The 16,109-nt window shown below is 48.6% G+C and carries 17 protein-coding genes; 5 read left to right on the top strand and 12 right to left on the bottom strand.

Annotated features, from left to right (window positions below; translation table 11 throughout):
* Positions 1-30: 30 nt before the first annotated feature.
* The 8 genes from BUB52_RS03740 to obgE all read right to left on the bottom strand — a co-directional run bounded on the left by BUB52_RS03740 (position 31) and on the right by obgE (position 7,399).
* Positions 31-981: an alpha/beta hydrolase gene (locus BUB52_RS03740; protein ID WP_009122650.1), complete on the bottom strand. Its 951-nt coding sequence runs from the start codon at positions 979-981 to the stop codon at positions 31-33.
* 1 nt (position 982) lies between these two features.
* On the bottom strand, positions 983-1,729 hold the full coding sequence (locus BUB52_RS03735) for a shikimate dehydrogenase family protein (RefSeq protein WP_009122649.1): 747 nt from the start codon (positions 1,727-1,729) through the stop codon (positions 983-985).
* Between the two features lie 31 nt (positions 1,730-1,760).
* Complete coding sequence (gene ubiE, locus BUB52_RS03730) at positions 1,761-2,498, bottom strand: bifunctional demethylmenaquinone methyltransferase/2-methoxy-6-polyprenyl-1,4-benzoquinol methylase UbiE (protein ID WP_009122648.1); 738 nt, start codon at positions 2,496-2,498, stop codon at positions 1,761-1,763.
* Positions 2,499-2,620: 122 nt separating this feature from the next.
* Positions 2,621-3,565 (bottom strand): phosphoribosylaminoimidazolesuccinocarboxamide synthase, encoded by a 945-nt coding sequence (locus tag BUB52_RS03725; RefSeq protein ID WP_009122647.1) that lies wholly within the window; start codon positions 3,563-3,565, stop codon positions 2,621-2,623.
* Positions 3,566-3,610: 45 nt separating this feature from the next.
* A complete protein-coding gene (locus BUB52_RS03720) occupies positions 3,611-4,594 on the bottom strand; it encodes a PhoH family protein (protein ID WP_009122646.1) in 984 nt (327 codons plus the stop codon).
* A 138-nt stretch (positions 4,595-4,732) separates the two neighbouring features.
* Positions 4,733-5,395: a B3/B4 domain-containing protein gene (locus BUB52_RS03715; RefSeq protein WP_009122645.1), complete on the bottom strand. Its 663-nt coding sequence runs from the start codon at positions 5,393-5,395 to the stop codon at positions 4,733-4,735.
* Positions 5,396-5,408: 13 nt separating this feature from the next.
* Positions 5,409-6,221, bottom strand: coding sequence for a peptidoglycan editing factor PgeF (gene pgeF, locus BUB52_RS03710; RefSeq protein WP_009122644.1), 813 nt, complete (start codon positions 6,219-6,221; stop codon positions 5,409-5,411).
* Positions 6,218-7,399 (bottom strand): GTPase ObgE, encoded by a 1,182-nt coding sequence (gene obgE, locus BUB52_RS03705; RefSeq protein WP_039950953.1) that lies wholly within the window; start codon positions 7,397-7,399, stop codon positions 6,218-6,220. Before obgE ends, pgeF begins: the two co-directional genes overlap by 4 nt.
* 169 nt (positions 7,400-7,568) lie before the next feature.
* On the opposite strand from obgE, the gene BUB52_RS03700 reads away from it, so the two are divergent.
* Positions 7,569-8,132: a helix-hairpin-helix domain-containing protein gene (locus BUB52_RS03700; protein ID WP_009122641.1), complete on the top strand. Its 564-nt coding sequence runs from the start codon at positions 7,569-7,571 to the stop codon at positions 8,130-8,132.
* 57 nt (positions 8,133-8,189) lie between these two features.
* On the opposite strand, the gene BUB52_RS03695 is transcribed toward BUB52_RS03700, so the two are convergent.
* The 3 genes from BUB52_RS03695 to BUB52_RS03685 form a co-directional block, all read right to left on the bottom strand.
* Positions 8,190-8,762 (bottom strand): adenylate kinase, encoded by a 573-nt coding sequence (locus BUB52_RS03695; protein ID WP_009122640.1) that lies wholly within the window; start codon positions 8,760-8,762, stop codon positions 8,190-8,192.
* Positions 8,763-8,824: 62 nt separating this feature from the next.
* Positions 8,825-9,361 (bottom strand): hypoxanthine phosphoribosyltransferase, encoded by a 537-nt coding sequence (gene hpt / locus BUB52_RS03690; protein ID WP_009122639.1) that lies wholly within the window; start codon positions 9,359-9,361, stop codon positions 8,825-8,827.
* A gap of 40 nt (positions 9,362-9,401) precedes the next feature.
* A complete protein-coding gene (locus BUB52_RS03685; RefSeq protein ID WP_009122638.1) occupies positions 9,402-10,940 on the bottom strand; it encodes a peptide MFS transporter in 1,539 nt (512 codons plus the stop codon).
* Positions 10,941-11,044: 104 nt separating this feature from the next.
* Here BUB52_RS03685 and BUB52_RS03680 point away from each other — a divergent pair, with 104 nt between their 5' ends.
* Positions 11,045-12,559 carry an NAD(P)H-hydrate dehydratase gene (locus tag BUB52_RS03680; protein WP_039951014.1) on the top strand — a complete coding sequence of 505 codons (1,515 nt, stop codon included), beginning with the start codon at positions 11,045-11,047 and terminating at the stop codon, positions 12,557-12,559.
* A 449-nt stretch (positions 12,560-13,008) separates the two neighbouring features.
* On the opposite strand, the gene BUB52_RS03675 is transcribed toward BUB52_RS03680, so the two are convergent.
* Positions 13,009-13,689: a DUF5715 family protein gene (locus BUB52_RS03675; protein ID WP_009122636.1), complete on the bottom strand. Its 681-nt coding sequence runs from the start codon at positions 13,687-13,689 to the stop codon at positions 13,009-13,011.
* A gap of 148 nt (positions 13,690-13,837) precedes the next feature.
* Between BUB52_RS03675 and truA the strand changes: the two genes are divergently transcribed.
* From truA to BUB52_RS03660, 3 genes are all read left to right on the top strand, one after another.
* Positions 13,838-14,593: a tRNA pseudouridine(38-40) synthase TruA gene (gene truA / locus BUB52_RS03670; RefSeq protein ID WP_009122635.1), complete on the top strand. Its 756-nt coding sequence runs from the start codon at positions 13,838-13,840 to the stop codon at positions 14,591-14,593.
* A gap of 105 nt (positions 14,594-14,698) precedes the next feature.
* Entirely contained in the window at positions 14,699-15,598 is a 900-nt protein-coding gene (locus tag BUB52_RS03665; protein ID WP_009122634.1) for a DMT family transporter, read from the top strand.
* Positions 15,599-15,613: 15 nt separating this feature from the next.
* Positions 15,614-16,084: a GAF domain-containing protein gene (locus BUB52_RS03660; protein WP_009122633.1), complete on the top strand. Its 471-nt coding sequence runs from the start codon at positions 15,614-15,616 to the stop codon at positions 16,082-16,084.
* The last annotated feature ends 25 nt before the right edge of the window (positions 16,085-16,109 follow it).

Below are 16,109 nucleotides of genomic sequence, written 5' to 3'. Positions count from 1 at the left end.
TTTGTAGGGGCGAAGATAGGAAAAATCACATCAATGGATGTATTTCCCTACAAATTTCTTTACGCGCTCCGTATATTCCTGCGGATAATCCCTGTAAGACATGGCGTGTGTCGCCCCGGGTACAATCCACAACTCTTTCGGTTCGCTCTTGGCCTCGTACAAGGGATAGACCATCCAAGTGGGCACGTATGTATCCGCATCTCCATGTATGAATAACATGGGAAGGCTGCATTTCCTGACTTGCTCCAGTGAAGAGGCTTCCCGGAAGTTCCAGCCGTATTTGGCGTTGCACAGCCATCCGGTAGTGTACATTAGCGGAAATTCGGGCAACCCGAACATGTCCTTCAATTGGAAGGAGAATTCGTCCCATACACTGGTGTAGCCGCAATCTTCCACAAAGCATCTTACAAAAGGCCGTTGCGGTTCTCCGGATACCATCATGGTAGTGGCAGCTCCCATAGAGATGCCGTGCACTACCATTTGAGTATTGTTTCCGAAGATACTGTCGGCTATATTCATCCAATTCAGTACATCCAGCCTGTCTTTCCACCCCATTTGTATGGCGGGGCCTTCACTCAGGCCGTTGTCCTGTAAGTCAGGAAGGAATATGTTGTAGTTCAAATCTTTATTATAAAGGTACCCTATCATCAGCATGCGGATGGCGTTGTCGGTATAACCGTGCACAATGACTGCCGTTTTATCGGTAGGTTGGGCGGCCGCGGCAAAAATAGCGTGCAGTTGTCGTCCTTCCGGATTGATGATAAAGGTGTCACGCAGGGCTCCTGCGGTTTGCAGACTATCCAGCCATGGCGTGATGAAGGGATATGTACGGCGCATATATTCGTACGAGCCGGGTATATCCTTACCTTTGTTCTCTTTGGGCGTCAGCGAGTAACCGAGCATATAATAACTTCCACCGGCGATGGCGGCGACTATTACCGCCAATAATCCTATCAGACTGTATTTAATCTTTTTTTTCATGTTACCTATTCCAAATCTCCCATGCGGCAAAGGCTTGCAGCAGCAACATCTCGAGTCCGTTTTTGGTGACGGCCCCTTGGGCTTTGCCTTTCTTCATGAAGAGTGTTTCATTTGGATTATATAACAAATCGTAGAGCAAATGGTTGGGTGTAAGTTGTTCGTACGGTATGTTTAGGCAAAAATCCACTTTGGGGAACATGCCGACGGGGGTACAGTTGACGATGACCGTATATTCAGCCATTATTTCCGGAGTCAGTTCCTCATAGGTAAGGAATTTGTCGTCCTTTTTGGTACGTGATACGAAAGTACTTTCTATCCCTAAGTTTTCCAGACCGCGATATACTGCTTTGGATGCACCGCCCGTACCCAGAATCAATGCTTTCTTGTGATGGGGTTGCAACAATGGCTCGATGGATTGCGTAAATCCGATAATGTCCGAGTTACAGCCTATCAGTTTGACTTTGCCTTTGGGGAGACGGACAATCTTGATAACGTTGACCGCACCTATTTTGGCAGTATCCTTATCCAGCTCGTCGAGGTAGGGGATAACTTGTTCTTTGTAAGGGATGGTTACATTCAGTCCGCAGAGATTGGGATTTTCCTCAATCACTTCCATGAAGTCCTCGATGCGGGGAATCTCAAAGTTTACATACTCTGCGTCAATGTTCTCGGCTTTGAATTTCTCATTGAAGTAGCCGATGGAGAACGAATGTTTCAGCGGGTAGCCGATTAGACCGTATTTCTGCATATCCAAGTGTGTTAAAGGGGGAATTAAGTGACTATTTCTTAGCAATGTATAAGGTACATATTCCGAAAGTCAATCGTTTGAAGCGTACCTCGCTGAATCCTGCCTTGCGGATTACCCCTTGCATAATTTCACCTTGCGGAAAGGCACGGATACTTTGGGGCAGATAGGTATAAGCGCTGTTGTCTTTCGAGATGCATTTGCCGAGTAGAGGTATGACGACTTTGGAGTAGACGGTAAAGAGTTGCTTCATCGGGAAGCGGTCCGGAGTGGAAAGTTCCAGTATCACGAGATGCCCGCCGGGCACGAGTACACGGCACATTTCGGACAGTCCTTTATCCAGTCCGTCGAAATTGCGGATACCGAACGCTACGGTCACGGCATCAAAACTTTCATCGGCAAATGAGAGAGAGGTGCAATCCTCCCGGGCGAAGGAAATCTTGTCCGAGAGTTGCGCCTGTTTTACTTTTTCGCGTCCCACATTCATCATGCCTTCGGATATGTCGGTTCCTATCAGCGTATCGGGCTGCAGTTCGCGGCAGGCAAGTATGGCGAAATCACCGGTTCCGGTCGCTACATCCATGATACGCCGGGGGTTGAAAGGGCGGAGCGCATTAATCGCTTTCTTACGCCAACTGCGGTCTATGCCCATCGACAGGGTATGATTCAGCTTGTCGTAAGCGGGCGCGATGTTGTCGAACATTTCCTCGACCTGTTCGCTCTTCTTGCCATCATTACCGTAAGGCTTGATGTGTTCTTGCGGGTAAGCCATGTTTTTAATGAAGAATTAAGAATTTATGGATGAATAAGTAAGGATGAAGAATGAAGAACATGGCTGCGCATTATAGTACTATAATGCTGCATAGCAATTCTTCATTCTTCACTCCTCATTCTTCATTTCTTTAAGTATTCCGTTACATTCTTTTCGATACGTTCGGCGATATTGCTTGTATCTTCTTTGACGAACTTTTCACCGGTGATGTGTTCGTACAACTCGATGTAGCGTTCGCTGATGGAAGTTACGATTTCGTCTGTCATCTCCGGAACCTGTTGTCCTTCTTTGCCCTGGAAGCCGTTATCCATCAACCATTCGCGTACGAATTCCTTTGAAAGCTGCTTTTGCGGCTCGCCTTTGGCAAAGCGTTCTTCGTAACCTTCGGAGTAGAAATAGCGGCTGGAGTCAGGAGTATGGATTTCGTCCATCAGATAGATGGTGCCGTTGTGCTTACCGAATTCGTATTTGGTATCGACAAGAATCAAACCGCGCTCTGCGGCGATTTCCGTTCCGCGTTTAAAGAGTGCCATTGTGTACTTCTCCAACACCGCGTATTCTTCGGGAGTGGCAAGACCTTTGGCAAGAATTTCTTCTTTGGAGATGTCGGCGTCATGCTCGCCTATTTCAGCTTTTGTAGTCGGGGTGATGATAGGTTCGGGGAACTTCTGGTTCTCTTTCATGCCTTCGGGCAGCTTCACACCGCAGATTTCGCGGACACCGCTCTTGTAGGCACGCCATGCGCTGCCGCAGAGATAGCCGCGTACAATCATTTCAACCGGGAAACCTTCGCACATTACACCCACTGTCACCATAGGGTCGGGAGTAGCCATCTTCCAGTTGGGACAGATGTCGGTAGTGGCATCGAGGAACTTGGCTGCAATCTGGTTCAGCATTTGTCCCTTGAAAGGAATACCTTTCGGCAATACTACGTCGAAGGCTGAAATACGGTCGGTGGCGACCATAACTAACTTTTCACCGTTGATGTTGTACACATCACGCACTTTTCCGTGATAGACGCTCTTCTGTCCGGGAAAGTTGAAATCTGTTGCTGTTAATGCTTTCATTTTTGTGATATTTATAAGTTGAATATTTTCTGTTTATGCAGGGAGCTATTGTTCTGCTTTTTCTGCTTTCCGTTTCTCCCGTTCCGCTTTTGTTTCTTTGTCAAACTTCTCGTAGGCTTCCACAATCTGAGTAACCAGTTTGTGGCGTACAATATCTTTCTTGTTCAGTTCGATGAAACTGATACCTTTCACGCCTTTCAGGATGCGGAGCGCTTGCACCAATCCGGAAGTTTGCGATTGGGGAAGGTCTATCTGCGTCATGTCTCCCGTGACAATCATTTTGGTATTCATGCCCATGCGGGTAAGGAACATCTTTATCTGTTGGGTGGTAGTGTTCTGCGCTTCGTCCAGAATCACTACGGCGTCGTTCAGCGTACGTCCGCGCATGAAAGCGAGGGGAGCGATCTGGATGATGTTCAGCTCCATGTATTCTTTCAGTTTGGCGGCAGGTATCATATCCTGCAATGCGTCGTAAAGCGGTTGCAGGTAGGGGTCTATCTTATCCTTCATGTCGCCGGGCAGGAATCCGAGCTTCTCGCCGGCCTCTACGGCGGGGCGGCTGAGGATTATTTTCTTGATTTCCTTGTTTTTCAGCGCACGTACGGCAAGGGCGATAGCCGTATAGGTTTTGCCCGAACCGGCCGGGCCGATGGCAAACACCATGTCGTTCTTGGCGAAAGCCTCGACCAGCTTCAACTGGTTTTCGCTGCGCGGTATGATGGGCTTTCCCGTTACGCTGAACACGATGACGTTGCCGGACTTTTCCGCTTGCGGGGCGTTTCCTTTGATAATATCAATGATAACTTCCTCTTTCAGAGAATTATATTCGGCGCAATACTTTTCAAGCTTGGTGATGTTTTCTTCAAACGCGCACATCTCCTCTTCGTCTCCCAAGACTTTGATGACATTGCCGCGGGCAACGATACGGAGTTTGGGATACAAAGCTTTTATCAATTGCATATTGGCGTTGTTTACGCCGTAAAAGATTACCGGATCGATATCCTCAAGAACAATCAGTTTTTCTATCATTGATATGTTTTAAAGTTCAATTCTTTTTTTCAAGTGAAACGTTTTGCAAATGTAGTGAAACGTTTGAATACTTGGAGAGTTCTGTATGTTATTTTTTTGTACCGGGCTTGATAGTGACATCGTTTCCGAAGTTGCCACTTAGTCAAAGTAGTGCACCGTTCCACCGTCGGAAGCGGCATATTTCCGCAGGAGCTCCTGTATCATTCCGGCAGCTTCCGCCAGTCCGTCGCATCCGCTGTAACCGTTTACAATGGCGAGTATATGACGGGTTTCCAGTCCCATTTTGGTACGTTCGTTGTCGCTGGTGGGAGTGCCTATGCCGCCTGTCAGGTCACGGTATACGGGAAGTCCTTCGATATTCAGCGTTCCGCGTCCGATGCCCTCGAAAGGTTCTTCCGCACGCCCGACGCCGAGTTCAAGGTTATTTCCTTGTATCTTGTCTGCGTCAAAACCGCCTATGGAGTATCCGGTACGAAGGGAGACAAGGTTGATGAGGTCTACCAGCGTGTCAATCCGATACAACTCCAATCCCCGCATAAGACGGCGGCGTAATGCTTCGGCCGAGGGGCGGTAGCGGCTCGGGTCTTTTCCGCAACGTTTGTAGACTTCACGGGTGGCGGCAATGGCGGGTTGCTGTTTAATGTCGTCGGGTGTGGTAGTAGTCAGCTCTTTTGTAAAGGCGTTTATCTCGTCCCAAAGCCCTTGGCTGAAAGCGCTATTGGTAACCTCTGCGTATACGGCTGCGCCTTTAAAGACAGGGCAGGCTTTCTTAATTTCTTCTGATACGGTAATGTTATACATGGCTAATCATTAATCATTGATTTATCATTATTCCCGACAGTATGCGTCCCGACTTGATGCCCAGCCGTCGTGCCGAGAAGAAATCCTCATGCTGTTCGTAAGTACAGATACCCGCGTTCTCTATCTGCCGGGGCGGTACTCCGAAATCGGAGAGTTGAAGACGGTTGGCTGCCCATAAATCAATATGGTGTTTGTGCGTTTCGGGCTTCCATACGGATATGTATTCCATTGGAAAACTCTCAGTACGGAAAGCCTCGTATACTTCATCGCCCACCTCGAAAGATGCGAGGGAGATGCCCGGACCTATACAGGCTATGATGTCTTTTCCTTCCGTGCCGTAAGCAGCCTGCATCCGGTGGAGCGTTTTCGCAAGAATGCGATTTACCGTACCCCGCCAGCCGGCATGAACTGCGGCGACAACGCGATGCTGCTTATCATATAATAATATGGGAATGCAATCGGCGGTAGAGATACAGATACAGTAACCGGGCATGTCGGTAATAAGCGCATCGATACCTTGCAGCATGGAGTGCCGTTCACTGCATGTCGCATGCTGATAGGTTTCGTCGATGACGAGTGAGTCGGTACTATGAGTTTGAAAAGGAATAATGAGTTCTTGCGGGTATGCAGGCAATGCGGCACGCAACGCTTCCTGATTTTTGCGTACGCACTCCGTATCGTCTCCGGTGTAAGGGGTGCAGTTGAAAGAAGCATAGTTGCCGACGCTGCATCCGCCATGCCGGGTGGTTACAAAACAAGAAATGTCGGGATACGGGGCAAGCGCCTCATATCCCAACATTCTTTTATCTTCTGTAAGAGAAATCATTTTTTGTCATCCTCCCAGTCCTCTTCTTCGTATTCAAAATTTTCGAGGTCTTCAATGTCCTCGTCGTCGATATATTCGTAGCCGAGGTCTTCGTCCTCACCTTCATCTTTCAGTTCTTCTTTCAGATGGCTCATGTCTTTGGCACGATGGGCTATGCTTTCAATCTTACCTTCTATCTTGTTGCTTTCCTTATTCAGCTCTTCCCACAGAATATCTTTCAGGACTGAGATACCCAGGCCGGATATGGCCGAAATGAATACGTGCGGGATGCTTTCGGGCAGCGTAGGCTCTATTTCATCCATCAGTTCTTGATCCAGCATATCACATTTTGTAATGGCAAGTACACGTTGCTTGTCCAGCATTTCGGGGTTGAAGGTACGCAATTCGTTCAATAGGATTTCATATTCCTTACGGATGTCGTCGCTATCGGCCGGAACCATGAACAGCAGCAGCGAGTTGCGTTCGATGTGGCGCAGGAAGCGAAGTCCCAAACCCTTGCCTGCACTTGCGCCTTCGATAATGCCGGGGATATCCGCCATCACGAATGACTTGCCGTCGCGATAAGACACAATCCCCAAGTTGGGTTCCAGTGTGGTAAAGGGATAATTGGCGATTTTCGGCTTTGCCGAAGATACGGCCGAGAGCAGTGTCGACTTTCCTGCATTGGGAAAACCTACCAAACCTACATCCGCCAGCAGCTTCAACTCCATGATAACCGTCATTTCCTGCATCGGTTCGCCCGGCTGTGCGAAACGGGGAGCCTGACGGGTAGCGGTCTTGAAGTGCCAGTTGCCCAATCCGCCGCGTCCGCCTTTCAGCAGAACGACTTCCTGGCCATGCTCGGTTACATCGCAAATGTATTCACCGGTTTCGGCATTGTACACTACTGTTCCACAGGGCACTTCGATTACCTTGTCCTCTCCGTCCTTGCCGAAACTGCGGTTCTTGGAACCCGATTCTCCGTGCCCGGCCATGATGTGGCGGTCGTAGCGCAGATGCAGCAATGTCCAGTAGTTGCGGTTGCCGCGAAGAATTACGTGGCCGCCTCGTCCTCCGTCACCTCCGTCGGGGCCTCCATTAGGAATGTATTTTTCACGCCGCATGTGCGTGGAGCCTCGGCCGCCTTTACCGGAACGGCAATAGATTTTTACGTAGTCAACAAAATTCGATTCAGCCATATTCTTGTTTTCTTTTTAGGTTTCTTTATTGTTACCATCGGGATAACAGGCGCAAAATTAGTGATTTCAGGCGATATGCTCAAATTTGGGTTGTGATTTGTTTGGTTGGATGGACTGATAACGTTATTTTTGTTCATCGATTGATTTACATCCTGATATAATAATCTTAATGAGTGAACTGAGAACGATTCCCAATGTAGGCGCCTGCACCGAACAGGACTTGATACTGATGGGGTATCCCACTATCGCTTCATTGCGTGGCAAGAGCGCCGAAGAACTTTATGCCGGGGAGTGCCGGTTGCGCGGTTGCACTCTCGACCGCTGCCAGTTGTACCTTTATCGTGCAGTGGAATACTTTGTAAATACCGAGCATCCCGACCCGATGAAGTGTAAATGGTGGGTCTGGAAAGATGACTTTGTCGAGCCTTCCCCCTGCGGTGCGGTTTGTGTGGAGTGTGCTTCTTTCCCGTTGGAGTGCGGAGGATGCAGGAAAATAAAAGGAAAAGTATTCTGGTTACGGTATACGGGTGATGATGTCTGCCGCATTTATGACTGCTGCCGTACCAGGAGGAAAAAGAATTGCGGTGATTGTCCGGACTTGCCTTGCAGGTATTTTGTGAAAGACCCCACTGTCTCGGACGAACAGAACGAGGCGAATCTATGTAAAATGGTGGAACGGCTGACCGCTGATGCAGGAAACGATATAAATTACGCGAACCGCACGGATAAATAGTCATCCGTAGCGGTTCGCGTAATTTGCGTTGAATGTATCTGCTTTTGATATCAAATATTATTTCGCAGCGTCAATCGCTTTGCAAACATCTGCCGTAATCGTTTCCAGTTCGCCGATACCTTTGATGTGCGCATACAGCTTTTCGTTCTTGTACCAGTCAATCAGCGGAGCTGTTTGCGAATGATATACGGTAAGACGTTTCTTGATGGTCTCTTCGTTGTCATCGGCACGGCCTGATTCCTGTCCGCGTTTGATGAGGCGCTTCATCAGTTCATCTTCGGGCACGTCGAGGTCCAGCATGATGTTTACGCTCTGTCCGCGTTCGGCCAGCATTTTCTTCAATGCTTCTGCCTGTGCGATGGTACGGGGGAAACCGTCGAAGATAACACCCTTGCTCTCTTTGAAGCTGTCCAGCGTGCTTGCCAGGATGTCGATAATCAGTTCGTCCGGCAACAGTTGTCCCTGGTCGATGTAGCCTTTGGCTGTTTTGCCCAGTTCGGTACCGTTTTTGATTTCTGCACGGAGCACGTCTCCCGTAGAAATGTGGTTGATGCCGTACTTCTCTACAATTCTCTCGCTTTGTGTTCCCTTTCCTGAACCGGGAGCACCGAAAATTACAATGTTCAACATTTGTTTAGCTATTATTTTATGATTTACAATTTAATACCTTCTTCCAATACCTTTTCTCCGGTTCAGTCCACTACCGTATAAATGTCGGGATAGTTGCGTCCGAATCCGTCATAGTCCAGACCGTAGCCCACGATAAAGTCGTTGGGGATGTTCATGGCTACGTATTCGATGTTCAGGTCTACTTTCAACTTATCGGGTTTCACCAGCAGCGAGGCGATATGGATGTCCTTAGGACCGCGTGTGCCGAGGGTGTCCAGCAAGCGTTGCATGGTGAGGCCTGTGTCTACGATGTCTTCGACGATAACGATTGTACGGCCGGAAATATCCTCGTTAATGCCGATAACTTCTTTGATAACTCCCGTAGAAGATACCCCTTGGTAAGAGGCGAGTTTCACGAAAGAAATTTCGCAGGGGATGGTGATGCGCTTCATCAGGTCGGAGGTAAACATGAACGAGCCGTTCAGCACACTCAGGAAAAGCGGATTCTTACCGGCCAGGTCGCGGTTGATTTCGTTCGCTACACGGGTTACTTCTTTCAATATGTCCTGTTCCTTGATGGAAACGGTGAACATCTTGTCTTTTATTTGTATGGTATCCATAAATAGGAGTTTTTAGAAAGTTGGCGCAAAAATAGTGATTTTATTCCACTCCGTGCATCATCTTCTGTAATTTCTTTGAAAGCAGGAAGAGGATAAGCGATGCGGTGGCGGACATCACAACGAATACCATGAAGAAGTCATACATCGTTTCGATGCGGTAGCCCAGCAATGTTTTCACTTTTCCGGCTTCGGGATAAAGGCCGCTCAGCGTACCCGCAAATTTGTTGGCCGTGGCGGTAGAGAGATACCATATGCCCATCATCAGCGAGGCAAAGCGGATAGGAGTGAGTTTGTTCACCATGGACAGGCCGATGGGGGAAAGCGCAATTTCACCCATTGTATGGATGAAGTAAAGTCCCGTCAGCCAGATGAGGCTTACCTTGACCCCGGGCCGCACATCTTTTACGGCGAAACAGATAACGAGATAGCCCAAAGACAGGAGTAATAAGCCGATAGCCTGCTTGGTAGGAGAGGCGGGTTCCATTCCCCGTTTGTTGAGGAATCCCCATACTCCCGGCATGAGGGCTGCCAGTATCACGACAAAGAAAGGATTGAATGATTGTATCCAGGAAGCCGGCATTTCCCAGCCGAGGATAACGCGGTCGGTCTGCTCGGAAGCGAAGAGCGTCAGTGAGGCGCCTGCCTGTTCGTAGGCCGCCCAGAAGAAGATGACGAAGAAAGCGATGATATAGATTACGAAAATACGGTCGCGTTCAATCTTCGTAAGCGAGCCTTCCAGCAGGATGCTGACGGGAAAGACGATGCAAGCGGTGAAAATACCGATGCTGATCCAATCGTTGCCGAAGCACCGGTAGAAGAAGGCGGCAAACGCTATCGCCAATACTCCCAGAAGGAGATAATTACGTTTCTTCTTGTGGCTGTCTATGGCGGATTGAGCGGCTGTTTTCGTCACTTGCGGCTGTTCCTTTTTAGCGTCGGGAATGATGCCGAGCTGTTTGCCGTCGGGTCCGATAAGGTATTTGTTCTTTTGTGTCTCGAAAAGTATGACTGTAAACACGGTGACAATCGCGGCAATCAGGAAGCCCCATCTGAAGTCGTGCGGATTACCGGTTTCGCCGAAATAGCCGCAAACCAGTGGCGCAAGGAAGGAGCCGACGTTAACGCCCATATAGAATATGGTGTAAGCGGAGTCCAACCGTCTGTCTCCCGGTTCGTACAGTTGTCCCACGAGGGAAGATACTGTCGGCTTGAAGCATCCGTTGCCCAGTATAAGGAAAGTAAGGCCGCCATACATCAACCAGTGCGACAGTTGACCGGTATCCAGCATGGAAGCGCTGAAGAACATCAGGAACTGTCCTACGGCCATCATCATGGCTCCCCAGAAAACAGAACGACGGATACCCCAGTATTTGTCGGCAATGTACCCGCCGATGAGCGGGGTGAGGTAAACCAGCCCGGTGTAGCTGCCGTAAATGGAAGCGGCGTGCTCTTTGTCGAACAGCAGCGCTTGCGTTAAGAACAGAATGAAGATGGCCCGCATGCCATAGTAGCTGAAACGTTCTGCGGTGCTGGTGGCGAAGATAAGATAAAGTCCTTTAGGGTGTTTGGATGTACTCATTGGTTATGTGTTTATTGTCTTTGTTTCTTTGTATGTTTCAGGCTGCAAAAGTAGTTATTATTTTTTGTACCTTTGCTCGTAACTTAAATGAATAAGCTGCGATGATAAAAATATTTCCTACCATCCAATTAAAAGAGTTGGACGCCTATACAATAGAGAATGAGCCCGTTTCGTCCATAGACCTTATGGAGCGCGCTTCGCGGGCATTGGCGCGGGCGGTGTCCGAACGCTGGAGTGCGGAAACTCCTTTTACGGTATTTGCCGGACCCGGAAACAATGGCGGAGACGTGCTGGCTGTTTCACGTCTGCTGGCGGAACGGGGCTGCCGGGTAGAGGTGTATCTTTTCAATACCAAAGGTGCGTTGTCGCCCGATTGCGAAACGAATAAAGAACGCCTGGCGGGAGTTGCCGGAATAGATTTCCATGAGATAACCACGCAATTCGTGCCGCCGGTACTGACGGCAGAGCACGTGGTGGTAGACGGATTGTTCGGCAGCGGACTGAACAAGCCTTTGAGCGGGGGCTTCGCTGCGGTAGTGAAGTACATCAATACGTCTCCGGCTACGGTAGTTGCCATTGATGTACCTTCCGGTTTGATGGGAGAGGATAATACCTATAATATCCAGGCCAATATCATCCGTGCAGACCTGACGTTAAGCCTGCAACTGCCGAAACTGGCATTTCTCTTTGCCGAGAACGCGCCGTTTGTGGGTGAATGGCAGTTGTTGGATATCGGTTTGAGCGAGGAAGCCATAGAGGAAAAGGAAACGGATTTTGCATTGACGGAACATGAGGATGTGGCGTCAATGCTGAAACCGCGTGGTAAGTTTGCTCATAAAGGAAATTTCGGACGTGCCTTGCTGATAGCCGGTTCACAAGGAATGGCAGGAGCGTCGGTACTTGCGGCACGTGCTTGTCTGCGCTCCGGGGTGGGGTTGCTGACGGTTCATATTCCTTTCTGTAATAACTTTATCGTGCAGACTTCCGTTCCGGAAGCCATGACGGAAATAGACATAAATGATGTGCGCTTCTCATGCGCCACCGATACGGACGATTATCAGGCGGTGGGCATCGGTCCCGGATTGGGAAAGGCGGGAGATACCGAAGCCGCCTTGCTGGAACAGATAGAATCTTGTCAGACGCCCATGGTGGTGGATGCCGATGCGTTGAACTTGTTGGGAGAACATCGCAGTTACATCGGCCGTTTGCCCAAAGGCAGTATTCTTACTCCGCACCCCAAAGAACTGGAACGATTGGTCGGGAAATGCCAGAACTCGTACGAACGCTTGACGAAAGCCCGCGAACTGGCAAGGAGTGCCGGAGTACACATTCTATTAAAAGGAGCTTATTCCGTTATTATCGCACCGTCGGGAAAGTGCTGGTTTAATCCTACCGGAAATCCCGGTATGGCAACAGGAGGTAGCGGTGATGTGCTTACGGGTGTTGTACTGGCCTTGTTGGCACAGGGGTACGATGCGGAAACTGCGGCACGTATGGCAGCTTATGTTCATGGTCTGGCTGGAGATATTGCTTGCAAGAAGCACGGGGTAATGGGGATGACGGCAGGGGATATTGTTACTTGCTTGCCGCCGGCATGGCGGATGCTGGAGGAGAAATAATGGTTTCATTTATAGACAGTCCTTATAAAGTTTGAATTCCGGAGTTTTCTATTCGCACACAATAGTGGATAGTGCCGATCTATGATGATTTTTCTAAGCCTGAAAGGCTTTTATCTTATTAGCCCGGGGTAACACCCGGGAATGTCCGGGTAATTGATATCGCGCCCTGTAAGGGCAAAAGATACACATACGAATCTTTTGCCCTTACAGGGCGCAAATATAATAGACCATCTGTACCCGGGGTGTTACCCCGGGCTAATAAGATAAAAGGCTTTCAGCCTTAGGGGGAGGAAGTCAGGCTTTTGTTTGTATGTTGTTTTTTCTTTTTGTAAACTGCCTGTTAATGTTGATATTTTAATGTCCCGATATTCTAAAGTAAGTATAAGTAAATGTTGCGAATTAGTTTATATCAAAATCTTAATATACTATATACTAACAGATTTGCATTTTTACATTCTTGTAGTAATATGGAAACAGCCTTGCTTCAGTTCATATTTAATGTAACATTTCTCTGCTTTCTTCAAGTCGCGTAATACTTCGGACAGCACCAGTTTCAGCGTATCCGAGCTGACATCTTGTAACGGGCGTCCGTCCTCATCCTCTACCTTTTGAAAGCGTTTCCAACTGACGTCAAACGTAGTACCGTAGAAATGAGCGGAATTTTCGGATGCATTGACATTGCGGCGGCGCAAACGTTTCACATCGTCTTTCGTACGCAGCACGGAAGTAACCGTAATCTTGTTCGGGTTCAGCCCTTTGGCGGTCAGAGAGTCAAGAAAGTTATAACCGATTGTATCGAGTAGGGCAGCCGCTCCCGGAATAAGGTACGGAATGGAATGCGTCAATGAATCGACTGCGTACAAATCATTCGTCGTGATATGTTGCAGCTTTTCTTTCATCCTTTCCGCTTCCTCGCGTGATGCCAACGGACGAATGCCGATAGCCTGAGCTACTTTCAGATGTCTTTCATTCAAATCACCGAAAGAACGTTTGTAACTGATAACACCCCGTATGTTGCGCGGCTCGTTCAGTTTGAGGGACATATCTTTTTTCTTGCATCCTGCCAGACAGCAGGTCATCGCTATGCTTACCAATAAAAACAGAGAGATAAAACGGCTTTTGCTATACATAATTAATTCTGAATCTGTGTAAATCTGTGTAATTTGTGGCGAAACTTCTGCAAAGATAATGTAATCTGTCAGAACAATCGGAAGAGTTTGCTGCTTTTTTCCTGTCTTTTTGTACCTTTGCAGCCAAATTCAGGAAGTAAAAAGAAACGTGCAACGATATTTTATCTATTTAGCTTACGACGGCACAGCCTATCACGGCTGGCAGATTCAGCCCAACGGCGCAAGCGTGCAGGAGTGTTTAATGAAAGCGCTCTCCACCTTGTTGCGGCGTGAAGTGGAAGTGGTGGGCGCAGGGCGTACCGATGCCGGTGTGCACGCTTCCTTAATGGTGGCGCATTTTGACAGTGAAGTTCCGTTGGATGTAACGTTTATGGCGGACAAACTGAACCGTCTGCTCCCCCCGGATATTTCCGTCTACCGTCTGCGTGCCGTGCGCCCCGATGCCCATGCGCGTTTTGATGCTACGGCGCGTACATATAAGTACTATGTCACTACCGCCAAAATGCCTTTCGACCGCCGGTATCGCTGCCGTCTGTTCCAAACTCCGGATTTTGAACGAATGAACGAAGCCGCACAGACCTTGTTTGAGTATACGGACTTCACCAGTTTCAGCAAATTGCATACCGATGTCAAAACCAATAATTGCAAGATAATGCATGCCGCCTGGACGCAAGTAGATGAAGTGACCTGGGTATTCACTATTCAGGCCGACCGTTTTCTGCGGAATATGGTGCGTGCCGTAGTCGGTACCTTACTCGAAGTCGGTAGAGGCAAACTCACCATCGAGGGTTTCCGTCGTGTTATCGAACAGAAAGACCGTTGCCGTGCAGGAACTTCCGTACCCGGCAACGCCCTGTTCCTGGTAGATATTGCCTATCCCGAAGACACGTTCGTTAGCGGTTAGTGATTAGTGATAAGTGGTTAGTGATAAGTGATTACTTTTTACTCTCCCCCTTCTTATAGCGCAGCCAACTCATAACTTATAACTTATAACTCATAACTCAAACCAATGTGGTTATTATTAGCCTTCCTCTCGGCAGCCTTGCTGGGATTTTATGATGCCTTCAAGAAACAGGCGCTCAAAGACAATGCCGTACTTCTGGTCTTGTTTCTGAATACGGTATTTTCCAGTCTGATATTCCTGCCGTTTATCCTGATATCGGTTTTCGCTCCGGCGGTATCGGGCGGTACGATGTTCGATGTTCCTGTGGTAGGATGGGATGTACATAAATTTATCATCATCAAGTCGTTCATCGTCCTCTCCTCGTGGATATTCGGATATTTCGGAATGAAACACCTGCCACTTACCATTGTGGGGCCGATTAATGCTACGCGTCCGGTGATGGTGCTTGTGGGAGCCATGCTTGTATTCGGCGAGCGGCTCAATCTTTATCAATGGATAGGTGTGATGCTGGCGGTGCTGTCGTTCTTTATGCTGAGCCGTTCCGGTAAGAAAGAAGGCATCGACTTCAAGCACAACAAATGGATTCTCTTTATTGTGCTGGCAGCCGTGACGGGCGCTGTCAGCGGACTGTACGATAAGTATCTGATGAAACAGTTGCCGCCTATGGTGGTACAGTCATGGTACAATATCTATCAGGTATTTATCATGTGCCCCATCATTCTGTTGCTGTGGTATCCCAAGAGAAAGGAAAGTACGCCGTTCCGCTGGGATTGGACTATCATCGGTATATCCGTCTTTCTCTGCGCGGCGGACTTCGTGTACTTCTACGCCTTGAGCTATGAAGATTCCATGATTTCTATCGTATCTATGGTGCGGCGCGGCAGTGTGGTCGTCTCCTTCCTGTTCGGAGCTCTTTTCTTCCGTGAAAAGAATTTAAAAAGCAAGGCGGCAGACCTCATTTTGGTGTTGATTGGAATGTTCTTCCTATATTTGGGGAGTAAATAGAACGTTAAGTAATTTATGGCGGAAGATTTATGTGTCAGTAACGGCAGTAAGGAAGATAAATATCGTATGTTGCTTCCGCAAATCGAGTGCCTGATTGAGGGAGAAGATGACCTTGTCGCCAACCTGGCTAACGTTGCGGCCGCACTGAAAGAGACTTTCCGTTTCTTCTGGGTGGGATTTTATCTGGTGAAAGGTGACGAGTTGGTGCTTGCCCCTTTCCAAGGCCCGGTGGCTTGTACGCGGATAAAGAAAGGCCGTGGTGTTTGCGGGAAAGCATGGGAGAAAGCTGAAACGCTGGTCGTACCAGATGTGGACGCTTTTCCGGGACATATCGCGTGCAGCTCCTTGTCACGTTCGGAAATCGTGGTTCCGCTGCTGCGTGCGGAGGGAGAAGTGTGGGGCGTGCTGGATGTGGATAGCGAAAGCCTGAATGGCTTTGATGAGACGGATGCGCGTTTTCTGCGGGAGCTGTGCTCTTATCTGTAATGTGATTTATTTAAAACAGGAATTT

Origin of the sequence: Bacteroides clarus YIT 12056 (assembly GCF_900129655.1) — a bacterium.
Taxonomy (GTDB): domain Bacteria; phylum Bacteroidota; class Bacteroidia; order Bacteroidales; family Bacteroidaceae; genus Bacteroides; species Bacteroides clarus.
Note: the sequence above shows the minus strand (reverse complement) of the source record. Positions and strands in the feature narration are given on the sequence as shown.

Bases quoted from the DNA above. Each gene is read 5' to 3' on its own strand.
- BUB52_RS03740 (WP_009122650.1), bottom strand. From the start codon at position 981: ATGAAAAAAAAGATTAAATACAGTCTGATAGGATTATTGGCGGTAATA.
- BUB52_RS03735 (WP_009122649.1), bottom strand. From the start codon at position 1,729: ATGCAGAAATACGGTCTAATCGGCTACCCGCTGAAACATTCGTTCTCC.
- ubiE (WP_009122648.1), bottom strand. From the start codon at position 2,498: ATGGCTTACCCGCAAGAACACATCAAGCCTTACGGTAATGATGGCAAG.
- BUB52_RS03725 (WP_009122647.1), bottom strand. From the start codon at position 3,565: ATGAAAGCATTAACAGCAACAGATTTCAACTTTCCCGGACAGAAGAGC.
- BUB52_RS03720 (WP_009122646.1), bottom strand. From the start codon at position 4,594: ATGATAGAAAAACTGATTGTTCTTGAGGATATCGATCCGGTAATCTTT.
- BUB52_RS03715 (WP_009122645.1), bottom strand. From the start codon at position 5,395: ATGTATAACATTACCGTATCAGAAGAAATTAAGAAAGCCTGCCCTGTC.
- pgeF (WP_009122644.1), bottom strand. From the start codon at position 6,221: ATGATTTCTCTTACAGAAGATAAAAGAATGTTGGGATATGAGGCGCTT.
- obgE (WP_039950953.1), bottom strand. From the start codon at position 7,399: ATGGCTGAATCGAATTTTGTTGACTACGTAAAAATCTATTGCCGTTCC.
- BUB52_RS03700 (WP_009122641.1), top strand. From the start codon at position 7,569: ATGAGTGAACTGAGAACGATTCCCAATGTAGGCGCCTGCACCGAACAG.
- BUB52_RS03695 (WP_009122640.1), bottom strand. From the start codon at position 8,762: ATGTTGAACATTGTAATTTTCGGTGCTCCCGGTTCAGGAAAGGGAACA.
- hpt (WP_009122639.1), bottom strand. From the start codon at position 9,361: ATGGATACCATACAAATAAAAGACAAGATGTTCACCGTTTCCATCAAG.
- BUB52_RS03685 (WP_009122638.1), bottom strand. From the start codon at position 10,940: ATGAGTACATCCAAACACCCTAAAGGACTTTATCTTATCTTCGCCACC.
- BUB52_RS03675 (WP_009122636.1), bottom strand. From the start codon at position 13,689: ATGTATAGCAAAAGCCGTTTTATCTCTCTGTTTTTATTGGTAAGCATA.
- BUB52_RS03665 (WP_009122634.1), top strand. From the start codon at position 14,699: ATGTGGTTATTATTAGCCTTCCTCTCGGCAGCCTTGCTGGGATTTTAT.
- BUB52_RS03660 (WP_009122633.1), top strand. From the start codon at position 15,614: ATGGCGGAAGATTTATGTGTCAGTAACGGCAGTAAGGAAGATAAATAT.